The sequence below is a fragment of the Nocardia aurea genome (genome assembly GCF_003123685.1).
Classification (GTDB): domain Bacteria; phylum Actinomycetota; class Actinomycetes; order Mycobacteriales; family Mycobacteriaceae; genus Nocardia; species Nocardia aurea.
This window is the reverse complement of record NZ_QCYJ01000005.1, coordinates 109770-126420: the sequence shown is the minus strand read 5'-3', so window position 1 is coordinate 126420 and position 16651 is coordinate 109770. Positions and strand designations below refer to the sequence as shown.

The following is a 16651-nucleotide window of genomic DNA, read 5'->3' as shown; positions in this document are numbered from 1 at the left end:
AAGGATCGTCGACCGAGCGCGTGATCAGCTCACACGGACGGGTTCCTTGGTGATGTCCACCGTCTTCTTCTGTAGTTCGACCAGTTTCGAGCCCTCGACGTCGATCTCGGGCACGATCCGATCCAGCCACTTCGGCATCCACCACGACCACTTGCCCATGATGGTCAAGAGCGCGGGGATCAGCACCATGCGGACGAGGAAGGCGTCCAGCAGCACGCCGACGGCGAGCGCGAAGCCCATCTGCTTGGCGATCGCGTCCGATTCCAGCAGGAAGGACGCGAAGACCGAGATCATGATGATCGCCGCCGACGTGACGACCCTGGCGCCGTGGTGGTAGCCGGAGACCATCGCGTCCTTCGCGGACTTGCCGTGCACGTATTCCTCGCGCATGCGGGTGACCAGGAAGACCTGGTAATCCATCGCGAGGCCGAAGACCAGACCGATCAACATGATCGGGAGGAAGCTGATCAGCGGACGTGGATCATCGATGAGTCCGAGCGCGCCCTCCTGGAAGATGAGCACGGTCGCGCCGAAGGTGGCCGCCATGGACAGCAGGAAGCCCAGCGCCGCTGTCAGCGGTACCAGAATCGAGCGGAATACCAGGATCAGCAGCACGAACGCCGCGCCCGCGACGATCGCCAGGTAGGGCGCGATCTTGCTGAGCAGTACGTGGTCGATATCGGCCGCGATGGCGGTGCTGCCGGTGACGCCGTACGCCATGCCGTAGGCGGCCTCGAATTCGGCCTCCGCGTCCCTGGCGTCGGACACCAGATCCTTGGTGTCCTGGTTGTTCGGACCGAATTCGGGCACGCCGTCGAGCAGTGCGCCCTGCTTGTCCTCGCTCCACTGCGGCGCGGTCACGTAATCCATATTCGGATACGAGGCCAGTTTGCTCCGCAGCGCCTCGACCGCCTCTTCGCGCTTGTCCGCGGGGACGCCGCTGAGGTCGGCGGCGATATTGAGCACACCGTTGCTGCCCTCGCCGAACCCCTCGGTGCGAAGTTCGTAGGCCTTGCGGATGGTGGTCGTCTTCGGCTGGCTGTCCTCACCGGGCAGACCCAGGTTCAGACCCGCGGCGGGTGCGGCGAGCGCGCCGAGTACCGCGACGCTCAGGATCAGCGCGGCCCACGGGGCCTTGCCGATCAGGCGACCCAGGCGCATACCGTTGGTGACCTGCGTGTCGTCCTCGGGATCGTGCTGGGCGACCAGCGGCAGCTTCGGCGTGAACAGGAACCGGCCGAACGCGCCGAGCAGCGCGGGCATCAGGGTGATGGCCGCGAGCACCGCGAGCGCGGCGGCGAGTGCGCCACCGAGCCCCATGAACGTCATGAACCGCACGCCGATGATGCCGAGTCCGGCGAGCGCGATGATGACGGTCAGACCGGCGAACACCACCGCCGAACCGGCGGTGCCGAGTGCGATACCGGCCGCTTCCTCCGGTGAATCCTGCACGGCGAGTTCGTGTTTGTAGCGCGAGACGATGAACAGCGCGTAGTCGATCGAGAGCGCGATACCGATCATCGAGGCCAGGAACGTGGTGAAACTGGGCACGTCGGTGATGGAGGTACCGAGCATGATCAGCGACATGGCGGCGCCGAGACCGACGATCGCGGTGACGATCGGGATGAACGCGGCCACGATCGCTCCGAAGGCGATGATCATGACGATCAGCGCGACGCCCATGCCGATCATCTCGGCCTTGCCGGTCGGACCCTCGTTGGTCTGGGCGATCGAGCCGCTCATCTCGACGGTGAGTCCGGCGTTGCGCGCGTCGGCGGCGACGTCGTAGGCGGCCTCACGCTGCTCGTCGGTGATATCGGTGAAGGTGGGGATGGTGAACGGCACGCTCATGAAGGCCACGGACGCCGGTTCGGTCTTGTTGAGCACGTTGAGCGGTGCGCCACTGCACTGCGACGGATCCGGGTTGGTCAGACAGCCCATCTTGTCGGCGGTCTCGACCGGATTGGTCAGCGGTTTGGCGTGATCCACGATATCGAGCTGACCGAGTTTGGCGATGAACGCATCGAGCGCCGCACGGTTCGCCGGGTCGGTCAGTTTCTGGCCCTCGGGCGCGGCGATCACATACGTGCCGGTGACGGCATCGAATTTGAACGCTTCCGAGGCGCCGGGGAAGTGTTTGTCGAGGATCTCGTTGGCGCGCTCCGATGGAAGGGCGGGCATACTGAAGTCGTTCGTCATCGGCTTGCTGAGCTGGGAGCCCAAGCCGCCGATCAGAACGAACAGCACAAGCCAGACCGGTAGCACTATCCATTTCCGGCGGAAAGCGAGCTTTCCCCATCTATAGAGGTATACGGACACGAGTGAACTCCTAGCGGTGACTGGGACGTGCTGGATCGTGGCGCGTAGACAGCACTCGCGGGGCCCTGATCGTCCCCGCCTCCAATGTGACGCTCCTGCCTACCGTGCGGTAGGTAGACTACCCATCGGCTAAGCGGAGATACAACCTCGATTTCAGTGGGGCCGTTGGCTGCCCGCAGTAGTGGTGAGAGGATCATCGGATGGTCGTCCGTGCAGTATCGGAAAGCGTCGTCGCTGGTAGAAGTACCAAAGTGGCGATTCGCGATGCCGCGGTGAAGCTTTTCGGCAGCAAAGGTTTCGAGCAGACCAGCCTTCGCGAGGTCGCAGATGCGGTAGGAATCACAAAGGCTTCGCTCTACTACCACTACCCGTCGAAACTTGACCTGCTTCTCGCGATCATCGATCCGATCGTCGACCACATGCGGGATGTGGTGGAGGACATAGACGCGGTACCCCACGACGCGGAGGGGATTCGCGCGGTCCTGCGCACCTACCTGCGCGGGATGATCCGCAACCGCGACGCCGGGGCGCTGTGTATTCGCGACACCGTGGCGATCCTCAACGCGATGGCCGACCGGTATCCGGATCTGATGAACGCCAACCGGGTACTGCGCACCTGGCTCGCCGGACCGTCCGCGACTCCCGAAATGCAATTGCGCGCCTGTGCCGCGCTCGAGGTGCTCGGGGTGGCGCTGACGTCGAAGGAATTCGTTCCCGCCGCGGACGACGCCACCGTCGCCACCACCCTGCTCGACGCGGCGACCTCGGTGTTGACCGGCATCGGATCGGGGTAGCGTCCGCATGCCCGCCACCGGGACGGTTCGGCGTAGATTCGAGCGGATCGTCCGGCCGGACCGTTTTCGACGACCGCTCAGCGTCCAGGAGTAATCCCGTGCACATCACCGCGAAGATCGACTACGCGGTGCGAACCCTGCTCGAAATCGCCCGTGCGGCACAGCACAGCGGCAACGTGGCGCTCAAGGCCGATGCCATCGCGTCGGCGCAGCGGATCCCGCCCAAGGTGCTCGAAACGATTCTCGGCGAATTGCGCAGGGCCGAACTGGTGATCAGCAGGCGCGGTCCGGACGGCGGCTACTGGCTGGCCAGGCCCGCCGCGCAGATCTCGATCGCCGATGTCATCCGTGCGATCGAAGGTCCGCTGGCCTCGGTGCGCGGGCAGCGGCCCGAGGATGTCGAATACGGGGGAGCGGCGCGGCCGTTGCAGCGGGTGTGGATCGCGCTGCGCGTCAATATCCGCTCGGTGCTGGAGAATGTCTCGATCGCCGAGATCGCACTCGACGAACTGCCCGCGTTCGTCGAGGCGCTCACCGAGGACTCGGGTGCCTGGGCACGACGGTGAGCGGTATGTGAATCCTCCGAAATCGGACATCAACGCTGGTCAGGAAAGTTCGAGACGTATTTCACCCGCACCCGGTAGCCTGCCTTCATCATGTTGATCAGCGTGCTTCGTACATATCTGAATCCCTATCGCGCTCAGCTGGCCGGGGTCGTCGTCCTTCAGCTGATCTCGGTGATCGCGATGCTTTTCCTGCCGAGCCTCAACGCCGATCTCATCGACGGCGGCGTCACCAAAGGTGATATCGGCTACATCTGGACGACCGGCCTCTGGATGCTCGCGGTCAGCGCGGTGCAGATCGTGGCGTCGGCGTTCTCGGTGTACCTGGGCGCGCAGGCGGCGATGGGCGCGGGCCGAGACCTGCGCGGCGCCCTGCTGCACCGAGTCGGCACCTTCTCCGCCCGCGAGGTCGGAATGTTCGGCGCACCGTCGCTGATCACCCGCAATACCAACGATATTCAGCAGGTTCAGCTGCTGATCGTCATGTCGGCCACGATTCTGGTGATGGCGCCGATCATGTGCGTCGGCGGTATCTTCATGGCGCTTCGCGAGGATTTCGATCTGTCGTGGCTGCTGCTGATCGCCGTTCCCGCACTCGGGCTCTCGATGGGTTTCATCGTCGCCAAGATGGTGCCGGGCTTCCGCGAGATGCAGTTCCGCATCGACGAGGTGAACCGGGTGCTGCGCGAGCAGATCACCGGCATCAGGGTGGTTCGCGCCTTCGTCAGGGAACGGCAGGAGACCTGGCGCTTCGGGGTGGCCAACAGCGATCTCACCGAGACATCGCTGCGGGTCGGCCGCTTGATGGCGCTGATGTTCCCGACGGTCATGCTGATCAGCAATGTGACGGCGGTCGGGGTGATCTGGTTCGGCGGTCACCTGATCGACGACGGCACCATGCAGATCGGTTCGCTCACCGCGATGCTGTCCTACATCATGCAGATCCTGATGGCCGTCATGATGGCCTCGTTCCTGGCCATGATGGCCCCGCGCGCTGCGGTCTCGGCCGATCGGCTCGGCGAGGTGCTGGAGACGGAGACCTCGGTGGTGCCGCCGTCGAAGCCGCAACCCCTCACGGGCGATCCCGGCTCGATCGAATTCGCCGCCGCCGAATTCAGTTTCCCCGGCGCGGAGAAACCGGTGCTGACGGGTATCTCGTTCCGCGTGGAGCCGGGTAAGACCACCGCGATCGTCGGATCGACGGGTGCGGGCAAGACCACGCTGCTCAATCTGATTCCGCGGCTGGTCGACGTCACCGACGGCGCGGTGATCATCGGCGGCACCGACGTGCGGCAGGCCGATCTCGAACTGCTGCGCAACCAGATCGGCCTCGTCCCACAGAAGGCCTATCTGTTCTCGGGCACGGTGGCGACCAATCTGCGCTACGGCAAACCCGACGCCACCGACGACGAACTGTGGCGCGCGCTCGAGATCGCGCAGGCCGCCGATTTCGTCCGCGAGATGCCGCAGGGCCTCGACACGCCTGTCGCCCAGGGTGGCACCACCGTCTCGGGTGGACAGCGTCAGCGTCTGGCCATCGCGCGGGCGCTGGTGCGCAGGCCGCGGATCTACCTGTTCGACGACTCGTTCTCCGCGCTCGACGTGGCGACCGATGCCAGGCTGCGCGAGGCGTTGCGGCCGGAAACCGAAGACGCCTCGGTGATCATCGTGGCGCAACGAATTTCGACCATCCGCGATGCCGACCAGATCGTGGTTCTCGAGGACGGTGAGATGGCGGGCATCGGCACGCACGATCAATTACTCCGTGACTGTCCCGAATACCGGGAGATCGTCGAATCCCAGCTGAGCGCGGAGGAGGTCCGATGAGGCCCGGTGCCGGGCCGGGTGCGCCCGAGGCCAAGCCGAAATCCTTCGGCCCCTCGCTGAAACGACTACTGCGCAGACTCGCGCCAGAGAAGTTCTACGTCGGGCTGATCGTCACACTGGTGATCGCCTCGGTGGTACTCAACACCCTCGGTCCCTACATCCTCGGCAAGGCGACCAATATCGTCTTCGACGGCCTGGTCGGCAAACAACTCACCCCGTACACCGGGATGAGCAAGGACGAAGTCGTCGAAACGCTGCGTGCGCGCGGCGAGGGCACCCTGGCCGACATGCTCGGCGCCATGGATGTCGTACCCGGTGTCGGAGTGGACTTCTCCGCCGTCGGCCGGGTGCTGATGCTGGTGCTCGCGCTCTACATCGGCGCGGCCGTCTTCAGCTGGTTGCAGGGATATCTGCTCAATATCGTCATCAACACCACCGTCAAGCGGCTGCGCGGCGAGGTCGAGGACAAGATCCACCGGCTTCCGTTGCGCTACTTCGATTCCTCGCCGCGCGGTGACGTGCTGAGCCGGGTCACCAACGACGTCGACAATGTCTCGCAGACCTTGCAGCAGACCATGAGCCAGTTGCTGACGTCGCTGTTCTCGGTGATCGGCATCCTGATCATGATGTTCTGGATCTCGCCGCTGCTCGCCGTGATCGCCCTGCTCACGGTGCCCGCGGCGGTGGTGGTCACCGCCCAGATCGCCAAACGCTCCAAACCGCATTTCGTGAATCAGTGGAAATACACCGGCATGGTGAACGCCCAGGTCGAGGAGGCCTACACCGGGCACGAGGTGGTCACCGCGTTCGGCCGCAACCGCGAGGTCGGCGAGGAATTCGACAAGCGGAACCAGGATCTCTACGACGCGAGTTTCAAGGCGCAGTTCATCTCCGGGCTGATCATGCCCGCCATCATGTTCCTCGGGAACATCAATTTCGTGCTGGTAGCGCTGGTCGGCGGGCTGCGGGTGGCGACAGGGCATATCTCGCTCGGCGAGGTGCAGGCCTTCATCCAGTACTCCAGGCAGTTCAGTCAGCCGCTGACCCAGATCGGCGCGATGGCCAACCTGCTGCAATCCGGCGTCGCCTCGGCCGAGCGGATCTTCGAAATCCTCGACGCGCAAGAGCAGTCACCCGATCCGGCGGTCGAGAACGCGCGCCCGGTCGATCGGGGCCGCGTCGAATTCGAGGCGGTGTCGTTCCGCTACGAACCGGAGAAGCCGGTGATCGAGCGGCTGTCGTTGGTGGCCGAACCCGGTCACGTCGTCGCCATCGTCGGACCGACAGGTGCGGGTAAGACCACGCTGGTCAACCTGCTGATGCGGTTCTACGAACTCGACGCGGGCACCATCACCATCGACGATGTCGACATCACCGAGATGACCCGCGACCACCTGCGTTCCAGGATCGGCATGGTGTTGCAGGACACCTGGCTGTTCAAGGGCACCATCCGGGAGAACATCGCCTACGGCGATCCGGACGCGAGCGAAGAGGACATCCTCGCCGCCGCCCGCGCCGCGTACGTCGACCGGTTCGTGCACGCGCTGCCCGACGGTTACGACACCGTCATCGACGAGGAGGGGTCCGGGGTCAGCGCCGGTGAGAAGCAGCTGATCACGATCGCCCGCGCGTTCCTCGCCAAACCGTCCATCCTGATCCTGGACGAGGCGACGAGTTCGGTCGACACCCGCACCGAACTGCTGGTGCAGCACGCTACCGCGGCGCTGCGCCGCGACCGCACCAGTTTCGTCATCGCGCACCGGCTCTCGACCATCCGCGACGCCGATCTGATCGTCGTCATGGAATCCGGGCGCATCGTCGAACACGGCAACCACGAGCGTCTGCTCGCGGAACGTGGCGCGTACTACCGCCTGTACAACTCCCAGTTCGCGGCCGCGGCCTCGGATGCCTAGAGCCGCCTGAGCGGCCGAACACGCCGATCGCCGCAGGTGCCACCGGCCCTGCGGCGCGGTGCGCGGCAGGGCGCTGGGAGGATGGTCGTCGTGTCTGCACCCGAATCGTTCTCCTTCACCGTCGGTACCCGGCTCGACGGGCGGCACGGGCGAACCGGCGTGATCGAAACGCCGCACGGCTCCATCGCGACGCCCGCGTTCATCCCCGTCGGCACCAAGGCGACGGTCAAGTCGGTGCTGCCGGAGACCATGAAGGAGATCGGCGCGCAGGCCCTGCTCGCGAACGCCTACCACCTCTATCTGCAACCTGGTTCCGACATCGTGGACGAGGCGGGCGGGCTCGGGAAATTCATGAACTGGCCGGGGCCGACCTTCACCGACAGCGGCGGATTCCAGGTGATGTCGCTCGGGGTCGGATTCAAGAAGGTGCTCGCGATGGAGGCCGTCGACGTCCGCAGCGACGACGTGATCGCCAAAGGCAAGGAACGCCTCGCGACCGTCGACGACGACGGCGTCACCTTCCGCTCTCACCTGGACGGGTCGAGACACCGTTTCACCCCCGAAGTCTCGATGGGGATCCAGCATCAGCTCGGCGCCGACATCATGTTCGCCTTCGATGAACTCACCACGTTGCTCAATACCCGTGGCTACCAGGAGAAATCACTGCAACGCACGCACGAGTGGGCGCAGCGGTGCATCGACGAGCACGAACGGCTGACCACCGCGCGCGCCGAGCACCCGTACCAGGCGCTGTTCGCCGTGATCCAGGGCGCGCAGTACGAGGATCTGCGCCGCAAGGCGTGCCGGGAGTTGGACGCGATCCGCGGCGAAGCGGGAACATCCTTCGACGGTTTCGGCATCGGCGGCGCGCTGGAGAAACACAACCTCGGCACCATCGTCGGCTGGTGCTGCGACGAACTGCCCGAGGAGAAGCCGAGGCATATGCTCGGCATCAGCGAGCCCGAGGACATCTTCGTCGCCGTGGAGAACGGCGCCGACACCTTCGACTGCGTCAACCCCTCCCGCGTCGCGCGCAACGCCGCCATCTACGTGGCGCGCGGCCGATTCAATATCAATACCGCCCGCTTCCGTCGCGATTTCACCCCCATCGACGACACCTGCGACTGCTACACCTGCGCCAACTACACCCGCGCCTACCTGCACCACCTGTTCAAAGCCAAGGAGATCCTGGCCGCGACCCTGTGCACGATCCACAACGAGCGCTTCACGATTCGCCTGGTCGACCAGATCCGCGCCAGCATCGACGGCGGCTACTTCGACGATTTCAAGGCGGAAACATTGGCTCTCTGGAACAGCGCCAAGAAGTAGCAACTGCCTCATTCACGTGCCCCCGGATCGGTGCGGTTTCGAGAGCGCACCCGTCCATACCAGATCCGCCCCTGCACGGTGCACCCCGAAGGCGACGGCTCACGCCCGCCCCAGTTCCTACAGGCGAGCCTCACAAGCAACATTCACCAACCCCACCCACAACGGCGCGAGTCTTACGAGCGCCCCGTTCGCGGCCGTCTCGCGTCCGAGCGGTCGAGACAATGCGACGAAGTCGCGAGTCTCGACCGCTCGGACGCGAGACAAGAAGGGCCGCGAACCCGCGGCCCCCGGGCCGCCAAATTTCAGCTGTAGCTGGGTTCGTGCCTCTTCAGGAAGCCGATCACCCGGTACGTGATCGGCATGACGACGATCTCGCACAGCGTCTTCCACAGGAACCCGATGATCACGTAGTTGACGAACTGCTCCCAGCTGTCGATGCCGATGGCGGCGGCGGCGATAGAGCAGAAGATGAGGGTGTCGGCGAATTCGCCGATGACGGTGGAGCCGATCAGCCTGGCCCACAGGTACTTTTCCTTCGTCCGTTCCTTGATCAGTACCAGGGTGGCGGAATTCAGCAGCTGGCCGACGAAATATCCGGCGAGGCCCGCGACGACGAGCCGCGGCGTGGTGCCGATGACGGTGCGGAACGCTTCCTGGTTCTCGTAGAAGCCGGCGGCGGGCAGGCGGATGGCGATGGCGAAACAAGCCACGGTCAGCAGCAGGGCGGCGAAACCGTAGTAGACGGCGCGGCGGGTGGCGCGGAAGCCGTAGACCTCGCTGAGGACGTCGCCGAGGATGTAGGCGAGGGGGAAGAGGAAGAACGCCCCGTCGGTCGCGATCGGCAGGATCTGGAGCGGACCGAGCGACACCGATTTGTCGCCCAGGAACTCCACGCCTTTGGTGGCGCAGATATTGGAGATGATGAGGGTAGCGGTGAACAGTACGACGATGGGTGTGTAGTACCCCCGCGCGACCTGGGCGAATGCCGCATGGTCGGCGGGGTGTCCAGACCCCTCGTGTTCTTCGGTCTTGATCGAGTCACTCACGGGTCTCATCAAACCAGGTTCTGAGCCCGCCGTGTCCGGTCGAAGGTCGGCTTCGACCGTGCTACGCGTTGTCCTCGCCCATTAGTCTGTAGCCATGACCAATCCCGGCGATTCCGACGAGTGGTGGAAACAGTACGGCGGCGAAGGTGTGTCGCCGGAGTCCGGCGCCCAGAGTTCGGTCCCGCAGTACCCGACCTCCGAACCGTCCGGGTATCCCTCGGCTCCGCAATACCCTCAGCAGCAACCGCCGCCGTATCAGCAGCCCTCGCAGCCGCAATACCAGCAGCAGCCCTACCAGCAGTCGCCCTCGCAGCCGTATCCGCAGCAACCGAATTACGGCTATCCGTCCGGGTATCAGCCCTACGGCGGTCCGGTCGTACAGGGCACCAACGGTTTGGCGATCGGCGCGCTCGTCGCTTCGCTGCTCGGGTTCTGCACCTGCGCCGTCGGGTCGATAGTCGGCATCATTCTCGGTGTCCTCGCGCTGAATCAGCTGAAGGAGCGTCCGCAGGACGGTCGCGGTATGGCGCTGGCCGGTATCTGGGTCGGTGTCGGTGGCATCGTCTCGGTGGCGATCTACTTCGTCGTTCTGCTGGCCAACAATTCGACCTAGCCGGTCTCCGGACATGAAACAGGGGCGCTCCCTTCGTGGGGGCGCCCCTGTTCGGTTCGGTGCGCGATATCAGGCCTTGACGACCTGGGTGCCGCCGGCGAACTTGTCGTGCCAGCCCTGCTTGTTCGGATCCTGCGAGGTGGTGATGATGATGTAGATCGCCAGACCGAGCGAGATCAGCCCGCCGACGCACGGAATGATCTGCGCCGCGACGTAGAGGTTGCGCTTGAGCGAGACCTCGGGGGTGAGCTTCGGCGCGCCGCCGGGGGCGACGACCTTCAGGCCGAGAATCTTCTTGCCGAGGGTGGTGCCCTGGCTGGTCTCCATGCCGACGAAGTACGCGAGCAGCGCGACGGTCGACAGCACGCCGTTGATGATCTGTCCTCCGGTACCGAGACCGAAGAGGACGGAGACGATGATCACGACGGGGATGGCCACGATCAGATGATCGATGACGCGCGCGCCGATGCGGACGCCGATATCGGCCCCGACACCGGATCCTCCGCCCTGCGGGCCGTAGCCCTGCTGCTGGTAGGGGTCCTGCCCGTACTGCTGCTGCGGCTGCCCGTACGGGTCCTGCCCGTACTGCGGCTGCTGCTGGCCGTAAGGCTGCTGGCCGTACTGCTGCGGCTGCTGCCCGTACTGCGGGGGCTGCTGGCCGTACTGCGGGGGCTGCTGCCCGTAGCCCTGTTGCGGGTACTGCTGTCCACCTTGCGGATACGGTTCGCCGTACGGCTGGCCGCCCTGCGGATTCTGGTTGGGGTCGTAGCCACCGCTTGTCATAGTGTTTCGTCCTCGTTGTGATCAGTAGATCAATAGATCGGTCGACTGGGTACGTTACGGACATCCGTCGGGTTGCAACAACCCATTCTCGTCGAAGGTCGACGGCCGGCGTGGCAGCACGGCGGGATCGAATTGTCGGAGCAGGTGCGCCGGTGTACGAGCGCTATAGCCCAGCGAGCATGATAACGCGCTGACCACGTCTTCGACGGTGTCGCCGAGGGCTGTTCGGTCCGCGAGCGTGACCGAACCGTCCCTTTTGGCCAATCTCTGCCCGGCCGTGTTGAGTACGAGCGGGACGTGCGCGTAGCGCGGTACGGGCAGCCCGAGCAGAGCGGCCAGATACGCCTGCCGCGGGGTCGACGGCAACAGGTCGTCACCGCGAACCACCTGGTCGATGTGCTGGTCGGCGTCGTCGACGACGACCGCCAGGTTGTAGGCGGGCAGACCGTCACCGCGACGGAGCACCACATCGTCGACCAAGCCGCGATAGACGCCGTGCAATTCGTCGACGATCTCGTATTCGGTGATATCGGCGCGCAATCGGAGCGCGGCGGGCCTGCCTTCGGCGCGCAGCCGGGCGCGGTCGGCGGTCGTCAGGGTGCGGCAGGTGCCGGGGTAGGAGCCCATCGGCCCGTGCGGGGCGGTCGCGGCCTGCTGTATTTCCTTGCGGGTGCAGAAACATTCGTAGGTGCGGCCCTGTGCGCGGAGTCTGTCGATGGCGTGGCCGTACAGGTCGAGACGTTCGCTCTGTCGTACCACCGGTCCGTCCCAGTCCAATCCGAGCGCGGCGAGATCGGCGAGCTGGCGCTGTTCGGCGCCGGGGCGCACGCGATCGAGATCCTCGACGCGCATCAGGAAACGTCTTCCGGTCGATCGCGCGAACAGCCAGGCCAGCAGGGCGGTGCGGAGATTGCCCAGGTGCAGGTCACCGGAGGGGCTCGGGGCGTATCTGCCCGCGGCCCGCTCAGCCACGGGTCGGATCTGTCTCGGAGCTGGCGGCCACGATCGCCATGGTAGTGCGGATCATGGGCCGCACAGTCGAGGCTTCAACTCGTCCGGCGTGATCGGGGTCCCCGCGTCCAGTGCTCGCAACAGTGCGTTCGCGTGCGCGATCAGCCCTCGCCGATCGACCCCGTAGCAGCCCGCGTCGTCGGTGGGTTCCCGGCTATCACCTGGCTCGTAGCTCTCCAGACGGGTCATCGCACGGCCGAGCAGGGTACGCGCGCCCTTCGGATTGCCCCGTTGGATGTGTGTCAGAGCGACCGCGTATTGGGCCAACCCTTGCCACAGCATCCTTTCGGCGAACGGTTGGTTCTTCCATGCGGCCTCTAATACCTCGTGTGCGTTGAATGCCAAACCGTCGTCCAGCAGTTGCTGGGCGAAGGTAAGAGTTTGCTGGGGTGGCAGATTCAGGTCGTCCGGAATTCGGGGAATTCCGACACTACCGTGCGGTAGTGGGCGTCCGAATCGATCACGAGGACGGGGGTTACGGGCGCGACCTGCCTCGTCGCGAGGGCGTTCCAGCATGTCTCCATGATCCACGCTTCGTGTCGTCCGTGTCGCGGATGTGGATCAGGGGTGGACCAATTGGCGCATCACGGACCAATCACGCCCATTTGGAAGTTAGTCATCCGAGGTCCACTTCTTTCCCGGTTCGATGCTGGCAATGTTCCCGCAACATCATATCTTCGCAAGATTGGCAAAAATGGCGATCGAATTATCGGGAGGTCGGCAAACTATGAGCGGAGCTGCTAGTGTTTACCGCGCGGGGACGACCCCGGGGGTGTATTCCACCTCGAACGACAGTGCGATACGACGCACCGTGAAAGTAGCGCGCTAACGCTAGGCGCACCACGGGGATTCGGCGCTTCCTCGCTGGATTCCGGTGCTAGTTAGAACGATGTCCAATGAATTCTCGTTCTCGACGCAGCAAAGGAGCTAGTGCCGTGGAGGTTGATTTGACGGGTGCTGTGTGGCACAAGAGCACATACAGCGGCCCCGATGGGAACTGCGTGGAAGTCGCGGTTCTCGGCAACGGCAAAGTAGCAGTTCGTGACACCAAGGATAATGGCAACGGCCCGGTGCTGGCTTTCGCTCCGGGCGGATGGGACGCATTCCTAACGGGGGTTTCGGTCGGAGCGTTCGGGCGTTCCTGAGTCCTCGGGCGTCGGAACGGTAAGCATGGCCCCGGGTAGGCACAAACTCGGGGTCGTCGCGTCTGCGAAACCTACTGTTCCACCTCACTTTTCATCGCCTGCGGCGAAATCGCGGGGCATCGGCCGCCCCCGCTCGTGACGTCCGCGCATCGACGCGCGGACTCTCCTCTTCTCTGGACCCCCAACCACCCCGGGTTCGGCCTCGAAGGCCGTCACCTACGCACCGTCGCGGCATTCGGTCGATATGGTCGGATCCGTGAGTGAGCGGTCGGACAACGGTGGTATCGAAGCGGTGAGCAGACCCGCCGGGGGCATCGGATCCGCGACGCGCGGCGACCTGTCGGGCGGCGCGATATGCGGGTGAACAGGGTCGCCGCGCAGGACGCGACGATGTTCTGGCTGTCCGCGCGTACCCGCAACGACCTGTTCCTGCTCTACAGATTCGCCGACGAGGGCGTACCGACCGGGGTGCTGCGCGCTCTCGTCGAAACCCGCAGCGCCGAGATCGCCGACCTGCGCGTACGGCTGCGTGCGGTTCGCGGCGATCTCGACTACCCGGCGTGGGTGCCGTGCGATTTCCGCGACGATCAATTCATCGAACATCCGCTGCGCCGCCCGGACTGGCCGCATCTGCTGGACGCCGTCGGGGAACTACTCGACACCTCGGTGGATGCCGCGGTCCGGCCGTGGCGCGTGCACGTATTTCGCGCGGTGGAAGGCGCACCCGCGCCGGGAGGCGAGTCCGAACAGGCGACGGTCGTGCTGTTACAGATGTCGCATGCCCTGGTGGACGGGCGACGCGCTTCCGCGGTCGCGCGTGCGCTGTTCGCGTCGCCCGGGATCGGCACGGAAGCGGCGGAATCGGACCCGGATACCGATTCGTCCCGGGATTCGGTGTTCGGGCGGTCGCGCGCTCTCGCGATCCGCGCGGCGGGCTTTCTACGCGGAGTCGGGAGCAGCGAACCCGTCGACGCCGTGGTCGGATTGGTCGCCACGCCCGTACAGGTGGTGCGAACCGTCACGCGCGGTGTGCGCGCCTACCGGGCCCAGCGGGAATTGGCCCGATCGACCGCCGCGGGCGCGGTGCCCGCACCTCCATCGGGGTTCACGCCTACCTCACTGAACCGATCTGCGGCCGAGGGCATTTCGCGGCACGCGGTGCGCGTGATCATGACCGACGGTGACGACATGCGGCTCGCGGGACGTACCGTGACGGTACTGGCCTTGACCGCGGTATCGGTCGCACTCACCGAATACCTCGCCCTGCGTGGCGAATCGGTGGATCGGCTCGGCGCGCAGGTTCCCATGGCGGTGCCCGGGGGCGCACACGTGCGAAACAACTATCGCGGCCTCGGCGTCGATCTGCACGCGGACGAACCGGACCTGTCCCGCCGTGCCGACCGTATCGCCGACGAATTGGCCGAACGCCGGATTCGCGCGGGTCATCCACTGTTGGGAGCGCAGGAGCGAGTGACGGCGGTGACACCGGCGCGGGTGCTGCGACGCGACACCGAGAGCTATCCGCTCGACACTCCCGAATCCATCGCGGGGCATACCGTCGTCTCCAGCGTGCACCGGGGCGCGGCCGATCTCCACTTCGGCGGTCCCGTGCGGTTCACCGGCGGATTTCCCGCGATCGGTTCGGTGATGCACCTGACCCACGGGATTCACGGCCTCGGCGATACGGTGACGATCTCGGTGCACGCCGACCTCGCGGTTCTTCCCGATATCGACGTCTACGCCGAGCTCCTGCGGGTCGCGCTCAACCGGGTTTCGGCCATCGAACCGCGTTGACGAGCGCTCCGGAGATTGCGCGGCGCGGTCTACGACAGCACAGGATTCCCGCGCTCGGTCGGCGTGCGATCCGCTCGGATGCGGCCTCGCCGTCAGGAGTACGCCGCGAGCAGGCGAGAGTTCAAGTCGCGCAGATAGTCTCGTCCGAACTCGCCGTTCTCCAGTTCGTCGGTGAGGATCTCCGGCAGGTCGTGGGCGATTTCGGGAGTGCGAGATCCGGCGGCCAGCGCGATCGTCGCGACCGTGTCGACGTCACCGGTCCAGGCCACCGCGCCGCGCAACGCCTCACGCAGACTCGTGCTGGTCGAGAGTGTGGTGAGCGCCGCGCGCACGCTCATCCAGCCCTTCGACCCGACTTTCCCCCGCCACGGTCGTGCCCATGACGTGCCGAGTCGCGACCCGATCCAGCCGGGCAATTCGGCGACCGGGCCGATCCCGTGGTGGCAGTAGTGCACCGCGAGGGCCGCGGCCTGTGCGGCGGCGATCCCGTCCGGGGTGTCGTGGGTGACGCGCGCCTGTTCCCGTGCGTAGTGCAGGACGTCCTCGACGGTCGGCAGTAGACCGATCGGGCCCGCGCGCATCGCCGCGCCGCTCTTGTCGCTGGCCGGTTCGATGCGGGCGAGGAAATCCGCGCCGGTGTGGACGGTGTCGAGGAATCGCTGGAACCGCCCGGCATAACCGTCGCGCGGATCCCTGCGGTAGGCGCGCACGAAGTATTCGGCCACATGCGCCCGGTCCCAGGGCTTTCCCGACACGAGCAACTCCGCTACGGCCAATGTCATCTGGGTGTCGTCGGTGTAGGCGCCCGGCCGGATGCCGAGATGGGTCGGGTGCTGGACGTATCCGGCGAGGGTGTTGTGCTCGGCGACGAAAGCCGGTTCCGCGTACTCGAAACCGGCACCGTACGCGTCACCGACCGCCAACTCGACCAGCATGTCGCCCCCATCTCATCGCGCCTCACCACCCCGAACCCTGTCAGCATGCCATCGCGTGATCATTCGCGCGAAGGGATTTGTGCCACGGTGTTCCGTTGAATTGACGGCGTACCGTTTTCTCCGCCGTGACCTGCGAAAGGACATTGCGTCCCTCCTTTTCCGATCAACGACAAGATCACGTACTTGGCTAATCACAACCGAGCCATCTACTGTGAATTTCGATCACAACGGCGTTGGACAACAAGGAGTTTCCGGTATGGGTGTTCGAGTTCTGGCCGCTGGTTTCGCGGCGTTGGCGGCTACTGCGATGACGGTCTTCGCGGGAGGTGTAGCCGCGGCCGAGCAGAACGAGGCGCAGTTGCGCGCACAGGTGGAAGCAGCCTGCGCGGCCATCGGCGGTACCTACCCGCAGAACTACTTCAATGTTCCCGGCCAGTTCGCCGGCAAGGCGGGGTGCCTGATGCCCGATGGTCGCTACGTGCAGGTCAACCTCCCCGACGGCACCGAGTGCACCAGGGACGCGGGCTTCGGCGTGTGGGTCCGCGGCACCGTCGCCAATGGTGAGTGCCTCTGACACGG

General features: G+C 65.3%; 15 protein-coding genes. 9 read left to right on the top strand and 6 right to left on the bottom strand.

Annotated elements, in window-relative coordinates; translation table 11 throughout:
• Positions 1-24 precede the first annotated feature (24 nt).
• The gene (locus DAT37_RS01280) at positions 25-2319 is read right to left on the bottom strand and encodes an MMPL family transporter (RefSeq protein ID WP_109522801.1); all 2295 of its coding nucleotides are present in this window, start codon (positions 2317-2319) and stop codon (positions 25-27) included.
• A gap of 251 nt (positions 2320-2570) precedes the next feature.
• On the opposite strand from DAT37_RS01280, the gene DAT37_RS01275 reads away from it, so the two are divergent.
• From DAT37_RS01275 to tgt, 5 genes are all read left to right on the top strand, one after another.
• Positions 2571-3113, top strand: a complete 543-nt coding sequence (locus DAT37_RS01275; protein ID WP_232839423.1) for a TetR/AcrR family transcriptional regulator — start codon at positions 2571-2573, stop codon at positions 3111-3113.
• A 98-nt stretch (positions 3114-3211) separates the two neighbouring features.
• Entirely contained in the window at positions 3212-3679 is a 468-nt protein-coding gene (locus tag DAT37_RS01270; protein ID WP_109522799.1) for an RrF2 family transcriptional regulator, read from the top strand.
• A 90-nt stretch (positions 3680-3769) separates the two neighbouring features.
• Positions 3770-5503 carry an ABC transporter ATP-binding protein gene (locus DAT37_RS01265; RefSeq protein WP_109522798.1) on the top strand — a complete coding sequence of 578 codons (1734 nt, stop codon included), beginning with the start codon at positions 3770-3772 and terminating at the stop codon, positions 5501-5503.
• Positions 5500-7416 carry an ABC transporter ATP-binding protein gene (locus DAT37_RS01260; protein WP_109522797.1) on the top strand — a complete coding sequence of 639 codons (1917 nt, stop codon included), beginning with the start codon at positions 5500-5502 and terminating at the stop codon, positions 7414-7416. The genes DAT37_RS01265 and DAT37_RS01260 overlap by 4 nt, the downstream gene beginning before the upstream one ends.
• A gap of 81 nt (positions 7417-7497) precedes the next feature.
• Positions 7498-8745, top strand: coding sequence for a tRNA guanosine(34) transglycosylase Tgt (gene tgt, locus DAT37_RS01255; RefSeq protein WP_109522796.1), 1248 nt, complete (start codon positions 7498-7500; stop codon positions 8743-8745).
• Between the two features lie 302 nt (positions 8746-9047).
• Here the strand turns inward: tgt and DAT37_RS01250 are convergent, their stop codons facing one another.
• A complete protein-coding gene (locus tag DAT37_RS01250; RefSeq protein WP_109522795.1) occupies positions 9048-9800 on the bottom strand; it encodes a queuosine precursor transporter in 753 nt (250 codons plus the stop codon).
• An 85-nt stretch (positions 9801-9885) separates the two neighbouring features.
• On the opposite strand from DAT37_RS01250, the gene DAT37_RS01245 reads away from it, so the two are divergent.
• Complete coding sequence (locus DAT37_RS01245) at positions 9886-10404, top strand: DUF4190 domain-containing protein (protein ID WP_109522794.1); 519 nt, start codon at positions 9886-9888, stop codon at positions 10402-10404.
• Between the two features lie 69 nt (positions 10405-10473).
• Here DAT37_RS01245 and DAT37_RS01240 read toward each other — a convergent pair whose 3' ends face one another.
• Genes DAT37_RS01240 through DAT37_RS01230 form a run of 3 tightly spaced genes read right to left on the bottom strand, consistent with a single transcriptional unit; the run spans position 10474 to position 12714 of the window.
• Complete coding sequence (locus DAT37_RS01240; RefSeq protein ID WP_109522793.1) at positions 10474-11187, bottom strand: RDD family protein; 714 nt, start codon at positions 11185-11187, stop codon at positions 10474-10476.
• Positions 11188-11241: 54 nt separating this feature from the next.
• Positions 11242-12159 carry a tRNA glutamyl-Q(34) synthetase GluQRS gene (gene gluQRS, locus DAT37_RS01235; RefSeq protein ID WP_109522792.1) on the bottom strand — a complete coding sequence of 306 codons (918 nt, stop codon included), beginning with the start codon at positions 12157-12159 and terminating at the stop codon, positions 11242-11244.
• A 51-nt stretch (positions 12160-12210) separates the two neighbouring features.
• On the bottom strand, positions 12211-12714 hold the full coding sequence (locus DAT37_RS01230; protein WP_109522791.1) for a DUF309 domain-containing protein: 504 nt from the start codon (positions 12712-12714) through the stop codon (positions 12211-12213).
• A 380-nt stretch (positions 12715-13094) separates the two neighbouring features.
• Between DAT37_RS01230 and DAT37_RS01225 the strand changes: the two genes are divergently transcribed.
• On the top strand, positions 13095-13343 hold the full coding sequence (locus DAT37_RS01225; protein ID WP_332873259.1) for a DUF397 domain-containing protein: 249 nt from the start codon (positions 13095-13097) through the stop codon (positions 13341-13343).
• 354 nt (positions 13344-13697) lie between these two features.
• The gene (locus tag DAT37_RS01220) at positions 13698-15137 is read left to right on the top strand and encodes a wax ester/triacylglycerol synthase domain-containing protein (protein WP_109522789.1); all 1440 of its coding nucleotides are present in this window, start codon (positions 13698-13700) and stop codon (positions 15135-15137) included.
• A gap of 92 nt (positions 15138-15229) precedes the next feature.
• Here DAT37_RS01220 and DAT37_RS01215 read toward each other — a convergent pair whose 3' ends face one another.
• A complete protein-coding gene (locus tag DAT37_RS01215; RefSeq protein WP_109522788.1) occupies positions 15230-16072 on the bottom strand; it encodes an ADP-ribosylglycohydrolase family protein in 843 nt (280 codons plus the stop codon).
• 256 nt (positions 16073-16328) lie between these two features.
• Here DAT37_RS01215 and DAT37_RS01210 point away from each other — a divergent pair, with 256 nt between their 5' ends.
• On the top strand, positions 16329-16646 hold the full coding sequence (locus DAT37_RS01210; protein WP_109522787.1) for a hypothetical protein: 318 nt from the start codon (positions 16329-16331) through the stop codon (positions 16644-16646).
• Positions 16647-16651 lie beyond the last annotated feature (5 nt).

What these genes read in the sequence shown, in the direction of transcription:
- tgt (WP_109522796.1), top strand. Translation starts at nt 7,498, where the DNA reads ATGGTCGTCGTGTCTGCACCCGAATCGTTCTCCTTCACCGTCGGTACC.
- DAT37_RS01210 (WP_109522787.1), top strand. Translation starts at nt 16,329, where the DNA reads ATGGGTGTTCGAGTTCTGGCCGCTGGTTTCGCGGCGTTGGCGGCTACT.
- DAT37_RS01240 (WP_109522793.1), bottom strand. Translation starts at nt 11,187, where the DNA reads ATGACAAGCGGTGGCTACGACCCCAACCAGAATCCGCAGGGCGGCCAG.
- DAT37_RS01220 (WP_109522789.1), top strand. Translation starts at nt 13,698, where the DNA reads ATGCGGGTGAACAGGGTCGCCGCGCAGGACGCGACGATGTTCTGGCTG.
- DAT37_RS01260 (WP_109522797.1), top strand. Translation starts at nt 5,500, where the DNA reads ATGAGGCCCGGTGCCGGGCCGGGTGCGCCCGAGGCCAAGCCGAAATCC.
- DAT37_RS01215 (WP_109522788.1), bottom strand. Translation starts at nt 16,072, where the DNA reads ATGCTGGTCGAGTTGGCGGTCGGTGACGCGTACGGTGCCGGTTTCGAG.
- DAT37_RS01250 (WP_109522795.1), bottom strand. Translation starts at nt 9,800, where the DNA reads ATGAGACCCGTGAGTGACTCGATCAAGACCGAAGAACACGAGGGGTCT.
- DAT37_RS01230 (WP_109522791.1), bottom strand. Translation starts at nt 12,714, where the DNA reads ATGCTGGAACGCCCTCGCGACGAGGCAGGTCGCGCCCGTAACCCCCGT.
- DAT37_RS01225 (WP_332873259.1), top strand. Translation starts at nt 13,095, where the DNA reads ATGAATTCTCGTTCTCGACGCAGCAAAGGAGCTAGTGCCGTGGAGGTT.
- DAT37_RS01265 (WP_109522798.1), top strand. Translation starts at nt 3,770, where the DNA reads ATGTTGATCAGCGTGCTTCGTACATATCTGAATCCCTATCGCGCTCAG.
- DAT37_RS01245 (WP_109522794.1), top strand. Translation starts at nt 9,886, where the DNA reads ATGACCAATCCCGGCGATTCCGACGAGTGGTGGAAACAGTACGGCGGC.